15 protein-coding genes are annotated in these 18,705 nt (G+C 67.0%); 11 read left to right on the top strand and 4 right to left on the bottom strand.

Annotated elements, in window-relative coordinates:
• Positions 1–2: 2 nt before the first annotated feature.
• From iolE to M673_RS18385, 3 genes are all read right to left on the bottom strand, one after another.
• Positions 3–887, bottom strand: a complete 885-nt coding sequence (gene iolE, locus M673_RS18395) for a myo-inosose-2 dehydratase (RefSeq protein WP_061978156.1) — start codon at positions 885–887, stop codon at positions 3–5.
• Between the two features lie 89 nt (positions 888–976).
• Entirely contained in the window at positions 977–2,887 is a 1,911-nt protein-coding gene (locus tag M673_RS18390) for a bifunctional 5-dehydro-2-deoxygluconokinase/5-dehydro-2-deoxyphosphogluconate aldolase (protein WP_148640184.1), read from the bottom strand.
• Positions 2,888–3,045: 158 nt separating this feature from the next.
• A complete protein-coding gene (locus M673_RS18385) occupies positions 3,046–3,930 on the bottom strand; it encodes a MurR/RpiR family transcriptional regulator (RefSeq protein ID WP_061978155.1) in 885 nt (294 codons plus the stop codon).
• A 176-nt stretch (positions 3,931–4,106) separates the two neighbouring features.
• Here M673_RS18385 and M673_RS18380 point away from each other — a divergent pair, with 176 nt between their 5' ends.
• The 10 genes from M673_RS18380 to M673_RS18335 all read left to right on the top strand — a co-directional run bounded on the left by M673_RS18380 (position 4,107) and on the right by M673_RS18335 (position 15,985).
• Complete coding sequence (locus tag M673_RS18380; protein ID WP_306302814.1) at positions 4,107–4,928, top strand: TIM barrel protein; 822 nt, start codon at positions 4,107–4,109, stop codon at positions 4,926–4,928.
• Positions 4,929–5,027: 99 nt separating this feature from the next.
• Positions 5,028–5,951 (top strand): sugar ABC transporter substrate-binding protein, encoded by a 924-nt coding sequence (locus M673_RS18375; protein WP_061978154.1) that lies wholly within the window; start codon positions 5,028–5,030, stop codon positions 5,949–5,951.
• A gap of 108 nt (positions 5,952–6,059) precedes the next feature.
• Positions 6,060–7,001: a substrate-binding domain-containing protein gene (locus M673_RS18370; protein ID WP_061978153.1), complete on the top strand. Its 942-nt coding sequence runs from the start codon at positions 6,060–6,062 to the stop codon at positions 6,999–7,001.
• Between the two features lie 62 nt (positions 7,002–7,063).
• On the top strand, positions 7,064–8,614 hold the full coding sequence (locus tag M673_RS18365) for a sugar ABC transporter ATP-binding protein (RefSeq protein WP_148640183.1): 1,551 nt from the start codon (positions 7,064–7,066) through the stop codon (positions 8,612–8,614).
• A gap of 89 nt (positions 8,615–8,703) precedes the next feature.
• Positions 8,704–9,747, top strand: a complete 1,044-nt coding sequence (locus M673_RS18360; RefSeq protein WP_061978152.1) for an ABC transporter permease — start codon at positions 8,704–8,706, stop codon at positions 9,745–9,747.
• Positions 9,744–10,868, top strand: coding sequence for a Gfo/Idh/MocA family protein (locus tag M673_RS18355; protein WP_061978151.1), 1,125 nt, complete (start codon positions 9,744–9,746; stop codon positions 10,866–10,868). The genes M673_RS18360 and M673_RS18355 overlap by 4 nt, the downstream gene beginning before the upstream one ends.
• A gap of 46 nt (positions 10,869–10,914) precedes the next feature.
• Entirely contained in the window at positions 10,915–11,925 is a 1,011-nt protein-coding gene (locus tag M673_RS18350; protein ID WP_061978150.1) for a Gfo/Idh/MocA family protein, read from the top strand.
• 43 nt (positions 11,926–11,968) lie between these two features.
• Complete coding sequence (gene iolD / locus M673_RS18345) at positions 11,969–13,825, top strand: 3D-(3,5/4)-trihydroxycyclohexane-1,2-dione acylhydrolase (decyclizing) (protein ID WP_061978149.1); 1,857 nt, start codon at positions 11,969–11,971, stop codon at positions 13,823–13,825.
• Positions 13,826–13,848: 23 nt separating this feature from the next.
• Entirely contained in the window at positions 13,849–14,763 is a 915-nt protein-coding gene (locus M673_RS18340) for a sugar phosphate isomerase/epimerase family protein (protein WP_061978148.1), read from the top strand.
• Between the two features lie 118 nt (positions 14,764–14,881).
• A complete protein-coding gene (locus M673_RS18335; protein WP_082639819.1) occupies positions 14,882–15,985 on the top strand; it encodes a L,D-transpeptidase family protein in 1,104 nt (367 codons plus the stop codon).
• Between the two features lie 10 nt (positions 15,986–15,995).
• Here the strand turns inward: M673_RS18335 and M673_RS18330 are convergent, their stop codons facing one another.
• Complete coding sequence (locus tag M673_RS18330; protein ID WP_061978147.1) at positions 15,996–16,991, bottom strand: MBL fold metallo-hydrolase; 996 nt, start codon at positions 16,989–16,991, stop codon at positions 15,996–15,998.
• 656 nt (positions 16,992–17,647) lie between these two features.
• Here M673_RS18330 and M673_RS18325 point away from each other — a divergent pair.
• On the top strand, positions 17,648–18,691 hold the full coding sequence (locus M673_RS18325; protein WP_061978146.1) for a class I SAM-dependent methyltransferase: 1,044 nt from the start codon (positions 17,648–17,650) through the stop codon (positions 18,689–18,691).
• Positions 18,692–18,705 lie beyond the last annotated feature (14 nt).

Here is an 18,705-nt window from a genome sequence, read left to right as displayed (position 1 = left end):
CTTCAGCGCTTCAGACCGGATTCGGCCAGGAAGCGGGTCAGGTTGTCGTAACCCATCTTCACATAGGTGGCGGGATGGGCCTTGTCGGGGTCCTGCTCGGCCTCGATCACCACCCAGCCGGAATAGTCGGGAAGCGCTGTGAAGACCGAGACATAGTCCACCGACCCGTCGCCCGGCACGGTGTAGACGCCGGCCAGAACCGAGGTCAGGAAGCTCCAGTCTTCCTGCGCAGCCTGACGGGCGACGTCGAGGCGCACGTCCTTCACATGGACATGGACGATGCGGTCCTTGTAGCGACGCGCGAGATCGGCGGGATCGGCGCCGCCCCAGGTGGCGTGGCCGGTGTCGAGCAGCAGCGTGAAGGCCGGGCCGGTGCCGGCCATCATCCGGTCGATCTCCTCGCCCGTCTGGATCACCGTTCCCATGTGGTGGTGATAGGCGATGCGCAGCCCTTCGCCCTTCAGAAGCTCGGCAAATCGCGTGAGGCGCGGCAGGAAGCGCTGCCATTCCTCTTCGGTGAGGACCGGGCGAGCGTGAAGGGGCGTGGTCTCGTCGCCATGCACGGTGCGGGTGCATTCGCAGACGATGAAGATGTCGGTGCCCGCGCCCTTCACGAGATCGATATGCGCGCGCGCCGCCGCGAACTCGGCCTCGGCGTCGCGGTCGAGTAGGAAGGTCGAGTACCAGCCGCCCACGAAATCCATGCCGTATTCGGCGAGCTTGGCTTTCAGCGCGGCGGGCTCGCGCGGAAACTTGTGGCCGAGTTCCATGCCCTCGATGCCGATCGCGCTCGCCTCGCCGAGGCACTGCTCCAGGCTGATATGGCCGCCGATGTCCTGCCGATCGTCATTGCTCCAGCAGATCGGGTTCGCGCCGATACGGATCATGCTTCCTCCTTGAGCGTCGGGCGCCCTGTCGCGGCCCGATCGTTTCATTCCAGTTCCGGCCGCCCGGGCGGCCTGACGAGACAGACGTCTCAGGCGGCTTGGGTGCGCCGCGCGGCGCCGCGCCAGGCGGCGACCAAGGCGCCGAAGCGCTTGGCCATATCGGCGATGGCGGCCTCGTCGTCGATCTCGCCGCGCAGCCAGCGCCGGGCAGCGTCGGCGAAGATCGTGCGCCCGACCGCGAAGCCCTTCACCATGCCGACATCGGCCACGGCGGCGAAGGCGTCCCGCAACTCGGCCTCCGGCGCGTCGAGCCCGAGCAGGACGATGCCCCGGCAATAGCGGTCGTTGGCAGAGATCGTGGATTCGATCCGGCGCCAAGCCGCCGTCGAGGTCTGCGGCTCTAGCTTCCACCAGTCCGGCTTGATGCCGAGATCGTAGACATGCTGAACCACTTCGGCCACCGTCGCCTCACCGAGCGCGCCGTTCTTGCCGGAGATGATCTCGACCAGAAGCTCGCGGCCCACGGTGCGCGCGGCGTCCCATAGGCGCAGGAGCTCGCGGTCCTGCCGGCTCTTCAACTCGGCCGGGTCATCCGGGTGGTAGAAGCAGAGGCACTTGATGACCTGGTCGACCGGCCATTCCGTCAGGTGGCTGCCGAGATCGGCCATATGGTCGAATTCGAGCGGTCGCGAGCCCGGCTTTTCCACCGGACGCCCGATCCAGAAGCCCTTGGCCGCCGCGCGGTAGAGCGCCTTCTGGCCGTAGATCCCGTCCAGCAGCATGCCGAAGCCCGGCTCGTCGCCGGCCACGCGCGAGGCGGCCTCGACGGTCAGCACCTTGAAATCCTCGATCCGCTCGCGCGGGGCGCCAGCGGCGTCCGCCATGTCCTCCAGCTGCATGCGGTGGTCGCAGGCGAGCGCCATGAGACGCTCCGGCCCTGGACGCCGCGTCGTCGCCCAGTGGATGTGGTTCAACCCCTCGTCCTTGCGCAGGCGGCGCTCGATGCGGCTCTTGGCGAGAAAGGCGTCGAGCTCGTCCGAAGTCGGATATTCCGGCGAGCAGAGAAGGCGCGACACGGCGAACGCGCCGCAGGCGTTGGCCATGGTGGCGCATTCCGCCGCCGGCTTGCCCCGCAGCCAGCCGGCGAGCAGGCCGGACATGAAAGCGTCGCCCGCACCCAGGACGTTGAACACCTCGATCGGGAAGCCGCGCCCGGCGACACCGTCCTCCAGCGAGGCGATCGGCCCCTCGAAGACGATGCAGCCCATGGCGCCGCGCTTCAGAACCAGCGTCGCCGAGGACACGGCGCGGATCGTCTGAAGGGCGGCCAAGGGATCGCCGACGCCGCCGGCGATCATCATCTCCTCCTCGGTGCCGACCACGAGGTCGCAATCGGGCAGGATGGCCTGCATCTTGGCCGAGACGAAATCGGAGGCGACATAGCGTTCGAAGCCGGCGGCATGGCCGGCAAGTCCCCAGAGATTGGGCCGGTAGTCCACGTCGAACACGACCTTGCCGCCGTTCGCCTTGGCGATGCGGATGGCCTTCAGCTGCGCGGCTTCCGTGTTGGGCTTGGAGAAATGGGTGCCGGTGACGACGATCGAGGCGGCCGAGGCGATCAGCGGCTCGGAAACATCGTCCTCGCACAAAGCCATGTCGGCGCAGTCGGAGCGGTAGAAGATCATGGGGGAGACGCCTTCGTCCTCGACGGCGAGCAGCACAAGCGCCGTCAGGCGCTCGGGGTCCACCGCGACACCCGCCGTCTCGACGCCCTCGCGCGCCAGCTGCTCGCGCACGAAGCCGCCCATCTGCTCGGCGCCGACGCGCGTGAGCAGCGCCGACTTCAGGCCGAGCCGCGCCGTGCCGACGGCGATATTGGCGGGGCAGCCGCCGACCGACTTGGCGAAGGAGGCGACGTCCTCCAGGCGCGAGCCGATCTGCTGGCCGTAGAGATCCACCGAACAGCGGCCGATCGTGACCACATCGAGCGCCTTGGCCATGAGCCTCTCCCTTATGCCTCGTGCCGTCGAACCCGCCATGCCCCGCCCGGCGAGGCCGGGGCGAGGGGCGGCGGGCCGCGTTCCCATCGCGTCAAGATGAAGCATGAGGCAACAATATCGTCAATATGGAATTTCAATTCCAAATTTTGCGAGATAGCTCACATGCCCTCCATCGCCGGGCGCGGGCCGCCGGCGCGGCGGCGCTCGGCCACGCCGACGACCAGCGTCATGGCGAGCGCCAGACTGGCGGCGAGAGAGCGAAACCCCTGGAAATCCGCCTCCACCACCTCGAACCAGAGATGCCCTTCGGAAACGAGCGGGCTGAACGGGCTGTCGGTGATGACCACCAGCGGCGCGCCCTGTTCGGCCACCTGCCGGGCATAGGCGACGGTGGACGAGGCATAGGGCGTGAAGGAGATGGCGACCGCCGCGTCGCGAGCCGTCGCGAAGGACGCCGTCTCGGCATCGGTGCCGACCGCCGAGCCGATCAGGACATTGCGGATGCCGAGCTTGCCCAGCGCGTAGCTGACATAGGCGGTGACGGGAAAGGAGCGGCGCTGCGCGATGAGATAGATCGTCTCGGCCTCGGCCAGGATGCGAATCGCCTCATCCATGGCGGCGACGTCGAGCCGATCGTGCATGCCGGAGATCGAGCGCGTCGAGGCCTCGCAGAACCCGTCGAACAGGGCGGCCGAACGGGAGGCGTCGCCATTGCGCTGGCGCAGCGACAGAAGCCGCTCGTCGTAGTTCGAGACCTGGTTGCGCAGCCGCTCGCGAAACAGCGCCTGAAGATCGGAAAAGCCGGCAAAACCCAGCGCCTGGCTGAAGCGGATGAGGGTCGAGGGCTGCACGCCCGCCTTGTCGGCGATGCTCGTCACCGTGCCCAGCGCGATCTCGTCGGGCTGGGCGAGGGCGAAGGAAGCGACCTGCTTCAGCCGCTTGGGCAGTTTCACCGCGCCGCTCGCCAGCCGCTCGCGCAAGGCGGCGAAGGTCTCCGGCGCGCTGGCCGAATCGGCTCGAACCTGTTCGTCGCTCACCGTCATTGCCGTCCGCTCCCCATTTTGCTGATTGCACAGAAAGCGCGCTCCCTGCCGCTTGACACGCTTCCCGCACGCAGAATACAAATTTCCATATTGGTATAAAAGGGCATACACATTCCAAATTCGCTTTTGACCGGGATGGGGTCGGGGTGAAGGGCGAGGCGGGGAGGTTTCGGGTCTTGGAATTCGCTGTCAATCATATGGTCGCGCCCGGTTTGGGCGTCGAAGCCTTCTTCGAACTGGCGCAGCGTCTCGGCCTGACGGCGGTGGAGATCCGCAACGACCTGGCCGGCGTCGCGCTGGCTGATGGCACGCCGGGCCACGAGGTCGGCGCCCTCGCATCCGCCAAGGGACTACGCATCCTGTCGGTCAACGCCCTTCAGCGTTTCAACGAATGGACCCCGGTCCGCGCCGAGGAAGCCAAGTCTCTTGCCGCAGAGGCGTCAGCCGCCGGGGCGGAGGCGCTGGTTCTCTGCCCGGTGAACGAAGAGGGCTTCTGGAGCGACGACGCGACGCGGCTCGCCGCGCTGCGCGAGGCCCTGAGCGGCTTGGCGCCGATCCTGGCCGAGGCCGGTCTGATCGGCCTTGTCGAGCCGCTCGGCTTTGCGGAATGCTCGCTGCGCCTGAAGAGCGAGGCGGTCGCCGCCATCGACGCGGTCGTGCAGGGCGAGCGCTTCAAGCTCGTGCACGACACGTTCCACCATTTCGTCGCCGGGGAGACGGCGCTGTTTCCCGAGCGCACCGGCCTCGTCCACATTTCGGGTGTCGAGGACAGGGCCGTGCCGCGCGAGGCGATGCGCGATCCGCACCGAGTCCTCGTCGGCCCGGGCGATCTCATCGACAATCTGGGGCAGCTGCGCGCGCTGGCGAAGGGGGGCTATCGCGGCCCGGCGTCCTTCGAGCCCTTCGCGGCCGAGGTCGCAGGTAGCGCGGACATCGCGGGCGATCTCAGCGCCAGCATCGCCTTCGTGGCGGACGGGCTCAAGGCGCAGGCCGCCTGAAACATGAATCGGCCGTCGGCAGGGAGGTCGGCGGCGGGGGTTAAGGAAACATCGGGCGCCGCAAAAGACGGACGGCCCGAACATGGGAGGAAGTGCCTGATGAACCGCATTCTGCTTACGCTTGCCGCGTCGGTCGCCATGATGGCCTCGGCCCAGGCCGCCAATATCGGCGTGTCCATGGCCCTGTTCGACGACAACTTCCTGACCGTCCTGCGCAACGGCATGCAGGACGCGGCCAAGAAGAAGGAGGGCATGACCCTCCAGGTCGAGGACGCCACCAACGACATCGGCAAGCAGCTCAACCAGATCCAGAACTTCATTGCCCAGAAGGTGGACGGGATCATCGTCAACCCGGTCGACACCGACGCGACGGCGCAGATGACGAAGCTCGCCAACGATGCCGGCATTCCGCTCGTCTACGTCAACCGCCAGCCGGCCGATGTCGAGAAACTTCCCGCCAAGACCGCCTTCGTCGGTTCGGACGAGAAGAAGTCCGGCACGCTGGAGATGCAGGAAGTCTGCAAGCTCATGGGCGGCAAGGGCGACATCGTGGTGATGATGGGCGAGCTCTCCAACCAGGCCGCCCGCCAGCGCACGCAGGACGTCGAGGACGTGATCGCCAAGGAGCCCTGCACCGGCATCAAGATCCTCGACAAGCAGACCGCCAACTGGCAGCGCACCCAGGCGACCGACCTGATGACCAACTGGATCTCGGCCGGGCTGAAGCCTGCCGCCGTCGTGTCCAACAACGACGAGATGGCCATCGGCGCGATCCAGGCGCTGAAGGCTGCCGGCATGAAGGACGTGATCGTCGCGGGCGTCGACGCCACGCAGGACGGTCTCGCCGCCATGAAGGCGGGCGACCTCAAGGTCACTGTCTTCCAGAACGCCGCCGGCCAGGGCGCCGGCGCGATCGACACGGTGGAAAAGCTCATCAAGGGCGAGAAGGTGGAGAAGGTGGTGGACGTGCCCTTCGAGCTCGTCACCCCCGCCAACATGGCGACCTACGCCGCCAAGAACTGACGGCCCGCCCCTGACGGCCGAGGCCTTAAGGGTTCAGACCCGAACGGCCGGGGTGCCGCCACGACGCGGCGCCCCGGCCTCTGCTCCACCCGCGACAGGACACGTTCCATGAAGACGAAGCTTCTCGGTGCCGCACTGGTCGCGGCGCTTCTTGCCTCCACAACGGTGCCCACCCTGGCCGAGACGATCGGCGTCACGCTGGCGCGGGCGGATTCGGTGTTTCTCACCATCCTGCGCCAGGGCATGGAGGGCCGCGCCAAGGCGATGTCCGGCCTCACGCTCCAGGTCGAGGACGCGCAGAACGACCCGCAGCGCCAGCTCGATCAGGTTCGCAACTTCATCGCCGCCGGCGTCGACGCCATCGTGGTGACGGCGGTGGACGGCGACGGCACGCCGGCCATGACCAAGCTCGCGACCGAGGCCAAGATACCGATCGTCTACTCCGTCCACCCGCCGGCCGATCTGGAAACCCTGCCGGAAAAAACCGCCTTCGTCGGCTCCGACGAGAAGCAGTCCGGCACGATGCAGACGCAGGAAGTCTGCCGGCTGCTCGGCGGCAAGGGCGCGGCCTATGTGCTGATGGGGCCGCTCAACAACCATTCCTCGATCGTGCGCACGCAGGACATCGAGGATGTGCTGGCGACGCCAGACTGTAAGGGCATTTCGATCGTCGATCGGCAGGCCGCCGGCTGGGACCGGATCGAGGCCCAGAACGTCATGACCAATTGGCTGTCGTCCTCGGCCGAGTTCGATGCCGTGATCGCCAACAATGACGAGATGGCGATCGGCGCGATCCAGGCGATAAAGGCGGTTGGGCGCGATCCCAAAACCGTGGTCGTCGCCGGCATCGACGCGACGCCCGACGGGCTCGCCGCGATGAAGGCGGGCGATCTCGACGTCACCGTCTTCCAGAACGCCACCGCGCAGGGCGCGGCCTCGGTGGATGCGGCCGCAGCGCTCGCCAAGGGCGAGGCCACCGACCGCAAGATCTGGGTGCCGTTCGAACTGGTGACGCCGCAGACCATGGAAAAATACGCCAAGGCCCAATGACGACGCATGCGGCGGGGGGCCAAGCCCGTCGCTTCCACGATCCTTGCGGGAGGCACCGAGAGATGGCGGCTCACACGATCAGTCCGACGACCATGCGCGCGGTGCGCGAAAGCGGCGCGGTTCCCGGCTCGGACTACCTTCTGGAGGTGGACGGGGTCCGCAAGGTCTTTCCCGGCGTCGTCGCGCTCGACAACGTTCAGTTTCGCGTCCGGCGCGGCACCGTCCATGCCTTGATGGGCGAGAACGGCGCGGGCAAGTCGACGCTCATGAAGATCATCGCCGGCATCTACACGCCGGACGGCGGCGGGGTGCGCCTGCGTGGCCAGGAAATCCGGCTGAAGGGCCCGCTCGACGCGCTGGAAAACGGCATTGCCATGATCCATCAGGAACTGAACCTGATGCCCTTCATGACGGTGGCGGAGAACATCTGGATTCGCCGCGAGCCGCTGAACCGCTTCGGCTTCGTGGACCATGGCGAGTTGCGCCGGCGCACCGAGAAGCTGTTCGCCGACCTTTCGATCGACCTCGACCCCGAGGCCGAGACGCAGACGCTCTCGATCGCCAGCCGGCAGATGGTGGAGATCGCGAAAGCCGTGTCCTACCAGTCGGACGTCCTCATCATGGACGAGCCGACCTCGGCGCTGACCGATCGCGAGGTGGAGCACCTGTTCCGCATCGTCCGGCAGCTTCGCGAACAGGGCAAGGGCATCGTCTACATCACCCATAAGATGGACGAGCTGGCCGAGATCGCCGACGAGGTCTCGATCTTCCGCGACGGCAAATATATCGGCACCGAGGACGCCAAGACCGTCACCCGCGACGACATCATCCGCATGATGGTGGGCCGCGAGCTGACGCAGATGTTCCCGAAGGAAGAGGCCAAGATCGGCGAGACTGTTCTGTCGGTGCGCAATCTCTCGCTGGGGCGGGTCTTTCAGGACGTGTCCTTCGACCTGCGTGCGGGCGAGATCCTGGGGCTTGCCGGCCTCGTCGGCTCGGGCCGCTCCAACATCGCCGAGACGCTGTTCGGCGTGACGCCCGCGACCTCGGGCACGATCGAGCTCTTCGGCCAGAAGGTGGAAGTCGCCAATCCCGGCGTCGCCATGCGCCATGGCATGGCCTTCCTGACCGAGGACCGCAAGGACACCGGCTGCTTCCTGCCGCTCTCGATCACCGAGAACATGCAGATGGCGGTGATCCAGGATCGCTTCACCGCCAGTGGCTTCGTGCGCCAGGGCGAGGTGGATCGCACCTGCGAGGAGATGTCGAAGGCGCTGCGCGTCAAGACGCCCGATCTCGACGAGCGGATCGGCAACCTGTCGGGCGGCAACCAGCAGAAGGTGCTGATCGGCCGTTGGCTCCTGACCAAGCCGAAGATCCTCATTCTGGACGAGCCGACGCGCGGCATCGACGTCGGCGCCAAGGCCGAGATCCACCGCCTCGTCTCCAAGCTCGCGGGCGAGGGGCTGGCCGTTCTCATGATCTCGTCGGAACTGCCCGAGGTGCTGGGCATGAGCGACCGGGTGATGGTGGTCCATGCCGGGCGCGTGACCGGCATTCTCGACCGCGCCGAGGCGACGCAGGAGCGCGTCATGGACCTCGCCTCCTCCTGACGGGGGCGACACAGGAACAGCGGCGGCGCGACGCCCGGCCGGGAGAGCCGAGGAACCCGCGCATCGCCAAGACAACCGGGAGAGAACCGATGACCCTCAACGAAGCGACGCAGGGCGGCGTGCCGCCCGCTCCCGCGGTGGACAAGCCAACGCGGCGACGCCGCAAGCTGCCGACCGAAGTCTCGATCCTTCTCGTGCTGATCGGCATCGCGCTGATCTTCGAGGCTTTGGGCTGGGTGCTGATCGGCCAGAGCTTCCTCGGCAACACGCAGCGCCTCGTGGTCATGATCCTGCAGGTCTCGGTGATCGGCATCATCGCCGTAGGCGTGACGCAGGTCATCATCACCTCGGGCGTCGATCTCTCCTCCGGCTCGGTCGTGGCCTTCACCGCCATGGTCGCGGCAAGCCTTGCCCAGAACCCCGACTATGCCCGCGCCGTCTACCCTGCGCTGACCGGCCTGCCGGTGATCGTTCCGATCGTGGCCGGTCTTCTCGTCGGGCTCGGCGCCGGGCTCGTGAACGGCGCGCTGATCGCCTATACCGGCATTCCGCCCTTCATCGCCACGCTCGGCATGATGGTGGCGGCGCGCGGCGCGGCCAAGTGGTACACCGGTGGCCAGCCCGTCTCCATGCTGTCGGACAGCTATTCCGCGATCGGCGCCGGCGCCATGCCGGTAGTGATCTTCCTCGTGGTCGCGCTGATCTTCCACATCGCGCTGCGCTACACCCGCTACGGCAAGTTCACCTATGCGATCGGCGCCAACCGGCAGGCGGCCATCGTCTCGGGCATCAACGTCAACCGCCACCTCCTCACCGTCTATGCCATCGCCGGCACGCTGGCGGGTCTGGCCGGCATCGTCACCTCGGCGCGCGCCGTCTCCGGGCAGGCCGGAATGGGCGTATCCTACGAACTCGACGCCATCGCCGCAGCGGTGATCGGCGGCACGTCGCTCGCCGGCGGCGTCGGGCGCATCACCGGCACGGTGATCGGCGTCATCATCCTCGGCGTCATGACCTCGGGCTTCACCTTCCTTCGCATCGACGCCTACTACCAAGAGATCGTGAAGGGCGTCATCATCGTCGCCGCCGTGGTGGTGGACCAGTATCGCCAACGCAAGCGGGGCCGGGCATGAGCTTGAAGACAACGATCGGCGTCGGCCTCATCGGCACCGGCTTCATGGGCAAATGCCACGCGCTCGCCTGGAACGCGGTGGCCGCGACCTTCGGCGAGGCGCTTCGCCCGCGCCTCGTTCATCTCGCCGACGCCAACGCGGAGCTGGCCGAAGCCAAGGCCGCCGAGTTCGGCTTCACCAAGGCCAGCGGCGACTGGCGTGCTCTGGTGGCGGACCCGGAGGTGGACGTCGTCTCCATCGCCGCGCCCAACCCGTTCCATGCCGAGATGGCGTGTGCGGCCTTCGAGGCCGGCAAGCATGTCTGGTGCGAGAAGCCGATGGCGACGAGCCGCGAGGACGCACGCGCCATGCTGGAGGCGCAGCGCCGGTCCGGCCGCGTCGCGGCGCTCGGCTACAACTACATCCAGAACCCCGCCATCCGGCAGATGGAAGCCTTGATCCAAGACGGCGTGATCGGCACGGTCAACCATGTGCGCCTCGAGATGGACGAGGACTTCATGGCCGACCCGGACGCGCCGTTCGCCTTCAAGAACGGGGCGGCCTCCGGCTATGGCGCGCTGGACGATTTCGCCGTGCATCCGCTCTCGCTGCTCTGGCGCCTCGCCGGGCCGGTGGCGAGCGTCATGACCGATCAGGCCAAGCCGTATGCCGCCCGCGAGGGGCGGCCGGTGGAGACGCACGAGATCGCCACCTCGCTCCTGCGCCTCGCCAACGGCGCCTCAGGCCTGCTGGTGGCCAACCGCGCCGCCTGGGGCCGCAAGGGGCGGATCGCGGTGCAGGTTTTCGGCTCGCAGGGCACGATCGCTTACGACCAGGAGCGCATGAACGAGTTCCAGCTCTTCACCCGCGAGGGCGACGAGCGGACCCTGGGCTTCCGCACGATCCTCACCGGCCCCGTTCATGCGCCCTACGGCGCCTTCGTGCCGGCCCCGGGCCACGGGCTCGGCTTCAACGACCTGAAGGTGATCGAAGCGCACGAGCTGCTGGCCGCCATTGCCGGGCAACCGGCGCGCCTCGTGTCCTTCGAGACGGGCTTCGCCATCGAGGAGACCGTCCATGCCATGGCGCGCTCGCACGAGACGCGCGCCTGGGTGGACGTCGCTGCCCCGGCCGGTCACTAGTTCTCGACCCATCCACAACAGTTTCCAGACAGACGAAAGACCTTCCATGAGTTTGAAGATCGGTGTGATCGGCACGGGCGCGATCGGGCAGGAGCATATCGCGCGCCTCAACGGCAAGCTCGCGGGCTCCAGCGTCGTCGCGGTCAACGACATCAATTCCGAGAACGCCCAGGCGGTCGCCGCACGGCTCTGCCCCTCGGCCAAGGTCCATGCCACGGGTCAGGACCTCGTCAACTCGCCCGATGTCGACGCCGTTCTCGTCACCTCTTGGGGGCCGAGCCACGAGGAATTCGTGCTGGCCGCGATCGAGGCCGGCAAGCCGGTCTTCTGCGAGAAGCCGCTGGCGACCACGGCCGAGGCGTGTCTTCGCATCGTCGAGGCGGAGATCGCCAGCGGCCGCCACCTCGTGCAGGTCGGCTTCATGCGCCGCTACGACGCGGGCTATCGCCTCCTGAAGGAGGTCGTCACCTCGGGCCAGATCGGCGATCCGCTGATGCTCCACTGCGCCCATCGCAACCCGTCCGTTCCCGCCCATTATGTCGGCGACATGGGCATCACCGACACGTTCATCCACGAGATCGACGTGTTGCGCTGGCTGGTGGACGACGACTACGTCTCGGCCCAGGTCATCCAGGGCAAGCGCTCGCGCCATGCGCTGAACGGGCTGGACGATCCTTACATCGTCGTTCTCAAGACCAAGTGCGGCGTCGTGATCGACACCGAGATCTTCGTGAACTGCCAGTTCGGCTACGACATCCAGTGCCAGATCGTCGGCGAGGACGGCACGGCCAACCTGCCCGAGCCCGCGACCGTGCCGATGCGCAAGAACCAGATGGCCGGCCAGTCCATCATGATGGACTGGAAGTTGCGCTTCATCGACTCCTACGATGTCGAGCTGCAGGAATGGGTGCAGGCGACGCTCCAGGGCGAGGTGACCGGACCGACCGCGTGGGACGGCTATTTCGCCGCCGTCACTTCGGACGCCTGCGTCGAGGCCAAGCGCACGGGCCAGATCGTTGCCATCAACACGGACGCCAAGCCGGACTTCTACCGCTGAGGCAGCGGGGGTGAAGAGCAGGCATGGCCGAGGAGACATATCGATGACGTCAAAGACGATCCGGCTGACGGTGGCGCAGGCGCTGGTGCGCTTCATGATGGCGCAGAAGACGGTGATCGACGGGGAGGTGCTTCCTATCTTCGCCGGCTGCTGGGCGATCTTCGGCCATGGCAACGTGGCGGGCATGGGCGAGGCGCTGCATGGCGTGAAGGACGAGTTCCCGACCTATCGCGCGCACAACGAGCAGGGCATGGCGCATGCCGCCATCGCCTTTGCCAAGGCGAGCTTCCGCCGCCGCTTCATGGCCTGCACGACCTCGATCGGGCCCGGCGCGCTCAATCTCGTCACGGCGGCGGGCGTCGCGCATGTGAACCGCCTGCCGGTTCTGTTCCTGCCCGGCGATGTCTTCGCCAACCGCCTGCCCGACCCGGTTCTGCAGCAGGTCGAGGATTTCGGCGACGGCACGGTCTCGGCCTCCGACTGCTTCCGGCCCGTGTCGAAATATTTCGACCGCATCCAGCGGCCCGAACAGCTGATCCCCGCACTCGGCCGCGCCATGCAGGTGCTGACCGATCCCGTGGATTGCGGGCCCGTCACGCTCTCGCTCTGCCAGGACGTGCAGGCCGAGGCCTACGACTTTCCCGCCGCGCTGTTTGCCGAGAAGGTCTGGAACACCCGCCGGCCTCGGCCGGACGTGGACGAGCTGACGCACGCCGTGTCGCTGATCCGCGCGGCGAAGAAGCCGATGATCATCGCTGGCGGCGGCGTCCTTTATTCCGAGGCGACGCGCGAGCTTCTGAGCTTTGCCGAGACGCATGGCGTGCCCGTCGCGGTGACGCAGGCCGGCAAGTCGGCGATCGACGAGACGCATGATCTGGCGCTCGGCGCGGTCGGCGTCACCGGCACCTCGGCGGCCAACGCGCTGGCGGCGGACGCCGATCTGGTGCTGGCGGTCGGCACGCGGCTACAGGACTTCACCACCGGCTCCTGGGCGCTGTTCCGCGCCGAAGAGCTCGCCATCGTCGGGCTCAACGTCGCGCCCTACGATGCGGTGAAGCACGGCGGCGTGCCGCTGGTGGCGGACGCCAAGGTCGGCCTCGAGCTTCTCTCCGAGGCCTTGGGCGACTGGAAGGCCGACGGGACCCAAGCGCAACGCGCCCATGACGAGCGCGTGCGCTGGTTCGAGGGGGCGGGCAAGGCGCTGGCCGCGACCAATGCCGAGCTTCCCTCCGACGCGCAGGTAATCGGCGCCGTGGCGCGGGCGCGCGGCACGGCGGACACGATCGTGGTCTGCGCCGCCGGCGGCCTGCCGGGCGAGTTGGAAAAGCTCTGGGCGCCGACCGCTCCGGGCGGCTACCACATGGAATACGGCTTCTCTTGCATGGGCTACGAGATCGCCGGCGGGCTCGGCACCAAGATGGCGCGGCCCGACAAGGACGTGATCGTCATGGTCGGCGACGGGTCCTACATGATGCTGAATTCCGAGCTCGCGACCTCGGTCATGCTCGGCCAGAAGATCACGGTCGTCCTTCTCGACAACCGGGGCTATGGCTGCATCAACCGGCTGCAGATGGAATGCGGCGGCGCCAACTTCAACAATCTGCTGGAGGACTGCCGGCAGGAGGTGGTGCCCGAGATCGACTTCGTCGCCCATGCGCGGGCCATGGGCGCCGTGGCCGAGAAGGCGGGCTCGATCGCCGAGCTGGAAGCGGCCCTGGAGCGCACGCGCGGCAACGATCGCTCCACGGTCATCCTCATCGACACGCATCCGCTGATCACGACCGAGGCCGGCGGGCATTGGTGGGACGTGGCGGTGCCGGAGGTCTCGACGCGCGCCGAGATCGGCCCCGCACGCGCGAAATACGAGACGAACCGCGCCTTCCAGCGCGCGATCAATTGACCGCAAGCTGAGAGGCAGAACCGATGAAGATCGCGCTCGACCCTTACATGCATCGGCACCTGTCGCTGCCCGAGCTCTGCCGCAAGACGGCCGAGCTCGGCTACGACCATATCGAACTCAGCCCCCGCGAAGACTTCCTGCCCTGGTGGGTGCGCCCGCGCGCCCACCAGGAGCGGGTGGCGGAGTTCAAAAAGGCACTGTCGGACCACGGCGTGAAGCTCGCCTCGGTCTTGCCCATGTATCGCTGGGCGAGCCCGCACGAGGACGAGCGGCAGGCGGCGGTGGGCTATTGGAAGGAGGCCATCCGCGCCACGGTGGAGATGGGCTGCGACACCATGAATTCGGAGTTCGGGCGCGGCCCATCGCCGGATCGCTCGCACCGCTCCAATTGCTGCGGCGGCCATTTCAGCCACGAGCATTCCGAGGCCGCATGGTGGCGCTCGATGGAAGAACTGGTCCCGGTCTTCGAGCGGGAGGGCGTGCAGCTCAACATGGAGCCGCACCCCGAGGACTGGTGCGAGACGCTGCACCCCGCCATCGACATGCTGAAGACGATCGGCTCGAAGAACGTCAAGTTCCTCTACTGCGCGCCGCACACGTTCTACTTCGGCGACGACATGGCGCGGATGATCCGCGAGGCCGGCGATCTCATCGCCCATGTCCACGTCGCCGACACCTACAACCACAAGGCATCGTCGGGCCTGCGCTACATCGTCAACCCGCCGGGCGCCAAGGTGACGATCCACCAGCACATGGACATCGGCCAGGGCGAGATCGACTGGGACCTGTTCTTCGGCTCGCTCGCCGGCGTCGGTTTCGACGGAATCGTGACGGCTTGCGTCTTCGGCTGGGAGGAGCGTGCCGACGCCTCGGGGCGCTTCATGCGCGAGCGCATCCAGTCCTATGTCGACAAGCATTTCGCCAAGAGTGCCGCCTGAGCGGGCCGGCTTTCCGCAACAGGGGATAACCCGGAATTTCTCTGCGCCCCGTCGGTTCTTAAGGGACCCGGCGGGGCGCTCGCACGTTGCCTCTGCGATCAGTTGCGGAGGGAATGCGATGCGGACGTCCTTGTCGGTCTTGACGGCTTTTTTCCTGGCGTCCAGCGCAGCGGCCTTCGCCGCTCCTCTGGCTCCACCCGACCTCTCGGAAGGCGCCGTGAACGCGGCCGTCCTGTCCGACTGGCAGGGGCGGCAAGAGGCGATGAAACAGGCGGAAGCTCAGCCCGCCGAACCTGAAAAAACGGAGGCCAAGCCGGACGCGAGCGCGCAGCCTGCCGGAAACGCAAAAACGGAGAGCACCGATCCGAAGGACCGGCCCGACCCGTTCTTGATCCGCCTCCAGGTTCTGCTCGACCGCGCCCATGCCTCGCCCGGCGTGATCGACGGCCGGGCCGGCGGCAACACCGACAAGGCCATCCGCGCCTATGAGGACATGAACGACCTGAAGGGGAACGGGCAGGTGGACGAGGCGCTTTGGAAAGCGCTGTCGAAGGACGGGGCACCCGCCGTCAAGACCTACGAGTTGACGCGGGAGGACGTGGACGGGCGCTACGTCAAGGACATGCCGAGCGACTATGCCGAAATGGCCAAGCTCGACTGGCTGGGCTATCGCGACGCGGCCGAGATGCTGGCAGAACGCTTCCACATGGACGAGAAGCTGCTCCGCGATCTCAATCCCGGCGCGGACTTCACAAGCGTCGGCGCCAAGCTCCTCGTCACCGACCCCGGCGCCGACCCGGAGACCAAGGTCGCGCGCATCGTCGTGGACAAGTCGAAGGGAGAACTCATCGCGTACGACAAGGAGGGCGGCATCGTGCTGGTGGACCCCGCCACGATCGGCTCCGAGGACACGCCCTCGCCGAGCGGCACGATGAAGGTGAAGGGCAGCGCGCGCGAGCCGACCTACGAATACAATCCCGCCAAGAACTTCCAGCAGGGCAAGAACCGCAAGAAGCTGACGCTTCCCGCCGGCCCCAACGGCCCGGTCGGCATCGTCTGGATCGACCTGTCGAAGCCGACCTACGGCATTCACGGCACGCCCGAGCCCTCGCAGATCGACAAGACCGCCAGCCACGGCTGCGTGCGCCTGACCAACTGGGACGCACAGGCCCTTTCGCGCCTCGTCCTGCCGCTGCAAACGGTGGTCGAGTTCAAGAACTAGGCGGCTTTGCTTAGGTCGGGCGGCGGGTGGGAACGTCCCACACCTCGCCCGCCACCATGGGGCGGAAACGACCGGCCCCGATCCCCTTCGCCTTCAGGGCCGTGGCCAGAACTTGGCCCGGCTCGTCGATCGGCTCGTCGGTAAGTTGGAAGGTCGACCAGTGATGGCCGGCGGCGAACTCGGCCTTTGCAAGCGTCATGCCCTCGACGGCCTCGTTCGGGTCCTGGTGCTGGCCCTCCATGAACCAGCGCGGCTTGTAGGCGCCGATCGGCAGGATGGCGAGGCGGAAGCCGCCATGCTTCTCGGCGGCGGCGCGGTAGTTGATGCCGCGATGAAAGCCGGTGTCGCCGACATGGTAGATCCGGCCCACCTCGGTCTCCACCACGAAACTCGCCCAAAGGGCCATGCGCCGGTCGCGCGTGCCGCGCGCTGACCAGTGATGCGCGGGCTCGACATGTACCACGGCGCCGGGAGTCTCGATCCGGTCGCCCCAATCGCCGGTGCGGATGCGCATGCCCGGCACGGCGTCCAGCACGATGCGGTCGTTGCCGAGCGGCGTGACGACCAGCGGATCATGCGCGGCTTTCAAGCGCTTGAGCGTCGCGGTGTCGAGATGGTCGTAATGATTGTGGCTGAGAAGAACGAGATCGATCTTCGGCAGGGCCTCGAAGGCGATGCCGGGCGGGAGCACACGCTTGGGGCCGATGAAGGAAATGGGCGAAACGCGCTCGGACCAGACGGGATCGGTCAGGATGTTGAGCCCGGCGACCTGTACGAGCAGCGTCGCGTGACCGACCATGGTGACCCGCAGATCCTCCACCCGCGCCTTCGGCACAGCCTGTGGAAACGGGCTCTGGACCGCCTTCGGCCAGCGGGCGCGATCCCGGCCGAACTGCCAGCGCAAGACGTCGGCGAACGGCCGGGGCGCAATGCCGCCGGGGTTGAAGAAGCGCGTCCCGTCGAAATGATCGCTGACGGGACCCGTGTAATAGCGATTTCCAGCCATGGCGCTCCTCGTGCCCAACCCGACAAAGGCGGCGAGGGCTCCGAGGCCCAGGACTTGCAGTGCCCGTCTTCGATCCATGCCGGCGAGCCTAGACGGCGGGCGCGAGAACGCAAGTCGGGCTGACGAGTGCGAACCGCGGTTTTTTCGCCGGACTGCAGCCGGCTGGGCCCGAAGCAGACGACGGGGCGCTCGCGCGCTTCGTAAGCGGGGGCTCTCTCCTGCGATGACGAGCCAGGTTTCCCTGCACCACGCATGGTGGAGGCCAAGCTTCGAGGATGCTGTGATGGCGCTGTTGCCGCAGCGCCCTCGGAAGGCCGCCGACAACTTCCGCTCAAAGGTCGGACGGCACGACCTGGAACCAGGCGCTCAAAATCCATCGGCTCGATGTGTTCGCTCCCACCTCGGATCGCTTCGAAGAGTTGCAATCGCCCAGCGACTAGTCGTGCGCCAAACAACACTTGCCGTAACGTAAGAACGATCGAAGCAAGGCGCGTCTCTCGGCAAGCAGCCGCAAGGCGTCCGCAAGCATCCACTCCGCACGTTCGTGCCGAGTAGTTAACCATTCCTTAAAAAATCACCCAAACGGGTGAATGTCAGGTAAAATCTGACAAGGGGGCACGCTAAGGTTAGCGAAGTGTTAACCGCTGGAGCCTCCCGTGAGTTCGTCCTCCGTTATCCTCGACAATCAAAGCCTCGTGACACCGGCGCAGCTGCGCGACCATCACGGCGGGTTCGACATGCCCACCGATGAGCGGTGGGTCCTGCGGGCGCGCGACCAGCTTCGCCTCACCTTCTCGATCGCGCTGGGAAAGATCGGCGAGGAGCAGCCTTGGTCGCAGGTGCTGAACTGGCTCTCGCTGGAGCTGCACTCGCTGCGCCGCGCCTATCCCGACGCCGTCTGGCGGAAGATCGTGCCGATCGCCCAGGCGCATCCGCTGACCGACCTTCTCCGGCTCGATCCCTTCACGGACTGGTCCTTCCGAAAGCCGCGCGGCTATTCCGGCGACGCGCAGCTTCTGGACTTCATCTACGGCCATGCCAGCCAGGACGCGGCCATCGCCAAAGCCAGCACGACCGGCGCGGCCATCTTCGAATGCACGCGCCGTTCGGCGTCTTCCGCCGCCGTTCGCGAGCGCCGGGACCTTCTGGCCGCCCATGTCGACACGCTCGCGGCCGAGCAGGCCGGGGAGACGGAGATCCTGACCATCGCCGCCGGCCATCTGCGCGAGGCCGCGCTTTCGACCGCCTTCCAGTCGGGCCGGATCGGGCGTTGGGTGGCGCTGGACCAGGACCCGGAAAGCCTCGCCGGCATCGCCGCCGACTATGCCGGCACCTCTGTCGAGCCTGTCGAGGGGTCGGTGGCGGGCCTCCTGCGCGGGGCCTATGGGCTCGGCACGTTCGACTTCGTCTATGCCGCCGGCCTCTATGACTACCTGCCCCGCGCGGTGGCGGTGAAGCTGACGCGCCGGTGCATGGCCATGCTGAAGCCCGGCGGCCGCTTCCTCTTCGCCAATTTTTCGGACCGCACCAAGGACGACGGGTTCATGGAAGTCTTCATGAATTGGGAACTCCTCCTGCGCTCCGACGAGGAAATGTGGGACATCATCAATGCCAGCATCGACCGAAATACGGTGGAGGCCAGCGTCGTGCCGGGCGAGAATGGCGAGATCGCCTATGGACTGATCCGCAAGCTCTGCTGACTAGAGCATGTGCC

This window comes from Aureimonas sp. AU20 (genome assembly GCF_001442755.1).
Lineage (GTDB): Bacteria > Pseudomonadota > Alphaproteobacteria > Rhizobiales > Rhizobiaceae > Aureimonas.
The sequence above is the reverse complement of the archived record's forward strand: the minus strand, read 5'-3'. Positions and strand labels throughout refer to the sequence as shown.

Excerpts from the sequence above, each read along its gene's own strand:
- iolE (WP_061978156.1), bottom strand. The coding sequence starts at position 887 with ATGATCCGTATCGGCGCGAACCCGATCTGCTGGAGCAATGACGATCGG.
- M673_RS18390 (WP_148640184.1), bottom strand. The coding sequence starts at position 2,887 with ATGGCCAAGGCGCTCGATGTGGTCACGATCGGCCGCTGTTCGGTGGAT.
- M673_RS18385 (WP_061978155.1), bottom strand. The coding sequence starts at position 3,930 with ATGACGGTGAGCGACGAACAGGTTCGAGCCGATTCGGCCAGCGCGCCG.
- M673_RS18375 (WP_061978154.1), top strand. The coding sequence starts at position 5,028 with ATGAACCGCATTCTGCTTACGCTTGCCGCGTCGGTCGCCATGATGGCC.
- M673_RS18370 (WP_061978153.1), top strand. The coding sequence starts at position 6,060 with ATGAAGACGAAGCTTCTCGGTGCCGCACTGGTCGCGGCGCTTCTTGCC.
- M673_RS18365 (WP_148640183.1), top strand. The coding sequence starts at position 7,064 with ATGGCGGCTCACACGATCAGTCCGACGACCATGCGCGCGGTGCGCGAA.
- M673_RS18360 (WP_061978152.1), top strand. The coding sequence starts at position 8,704 with ATGACCCTCAACGAAGCGACGCAGGGCGGCGTGCCGCCCGCTCCCGCG.
- M673_RS18355 (WP_061978151.1), top strand. The coding sequence starts at position 9,744 with ATGAGCTTGAAGACAACGATCGGCGTCGGCCTCATCGGCACCGGCTTC.
- M673_RS18350 (WP_061978150.1), top strand. The coding sequence starts at position 10,915 with ATGAGTTTGAAGATCGGTGTGATCGGCACGGGCGCGATCGGGCAGGAG.
- iolD (WP_061978149.1), top strand. The coding sequence starts at position 11,969 with ATGACGTCAAAGACGATCCGGCTGACGGTGGCGCAGGCGCTGGTGCGC.
- M673_RS18340 (WP_061978148.1), top strand. The coding sequence starts at position 13,849 with ATGAAGATCGCGCTCGACCCTTACATGCATCGGCACCTGTCGCTGCCC.
- M673_RS18335 (WP_082639819.1), top strand. The coding sequence starts at position 14,882 with ATGCGGACGTCCTTGTCGGTCTTGACGGCTTTTTTCCTGGCGTCCAGC.
- M673_RS18330 (WP_061978147.1), bottom strand. The coding sequence starts at position 16,991 with ATGGCTGGAAATCGCTATTACACGGGTCCCGTCAGCGATCATTTCGAC.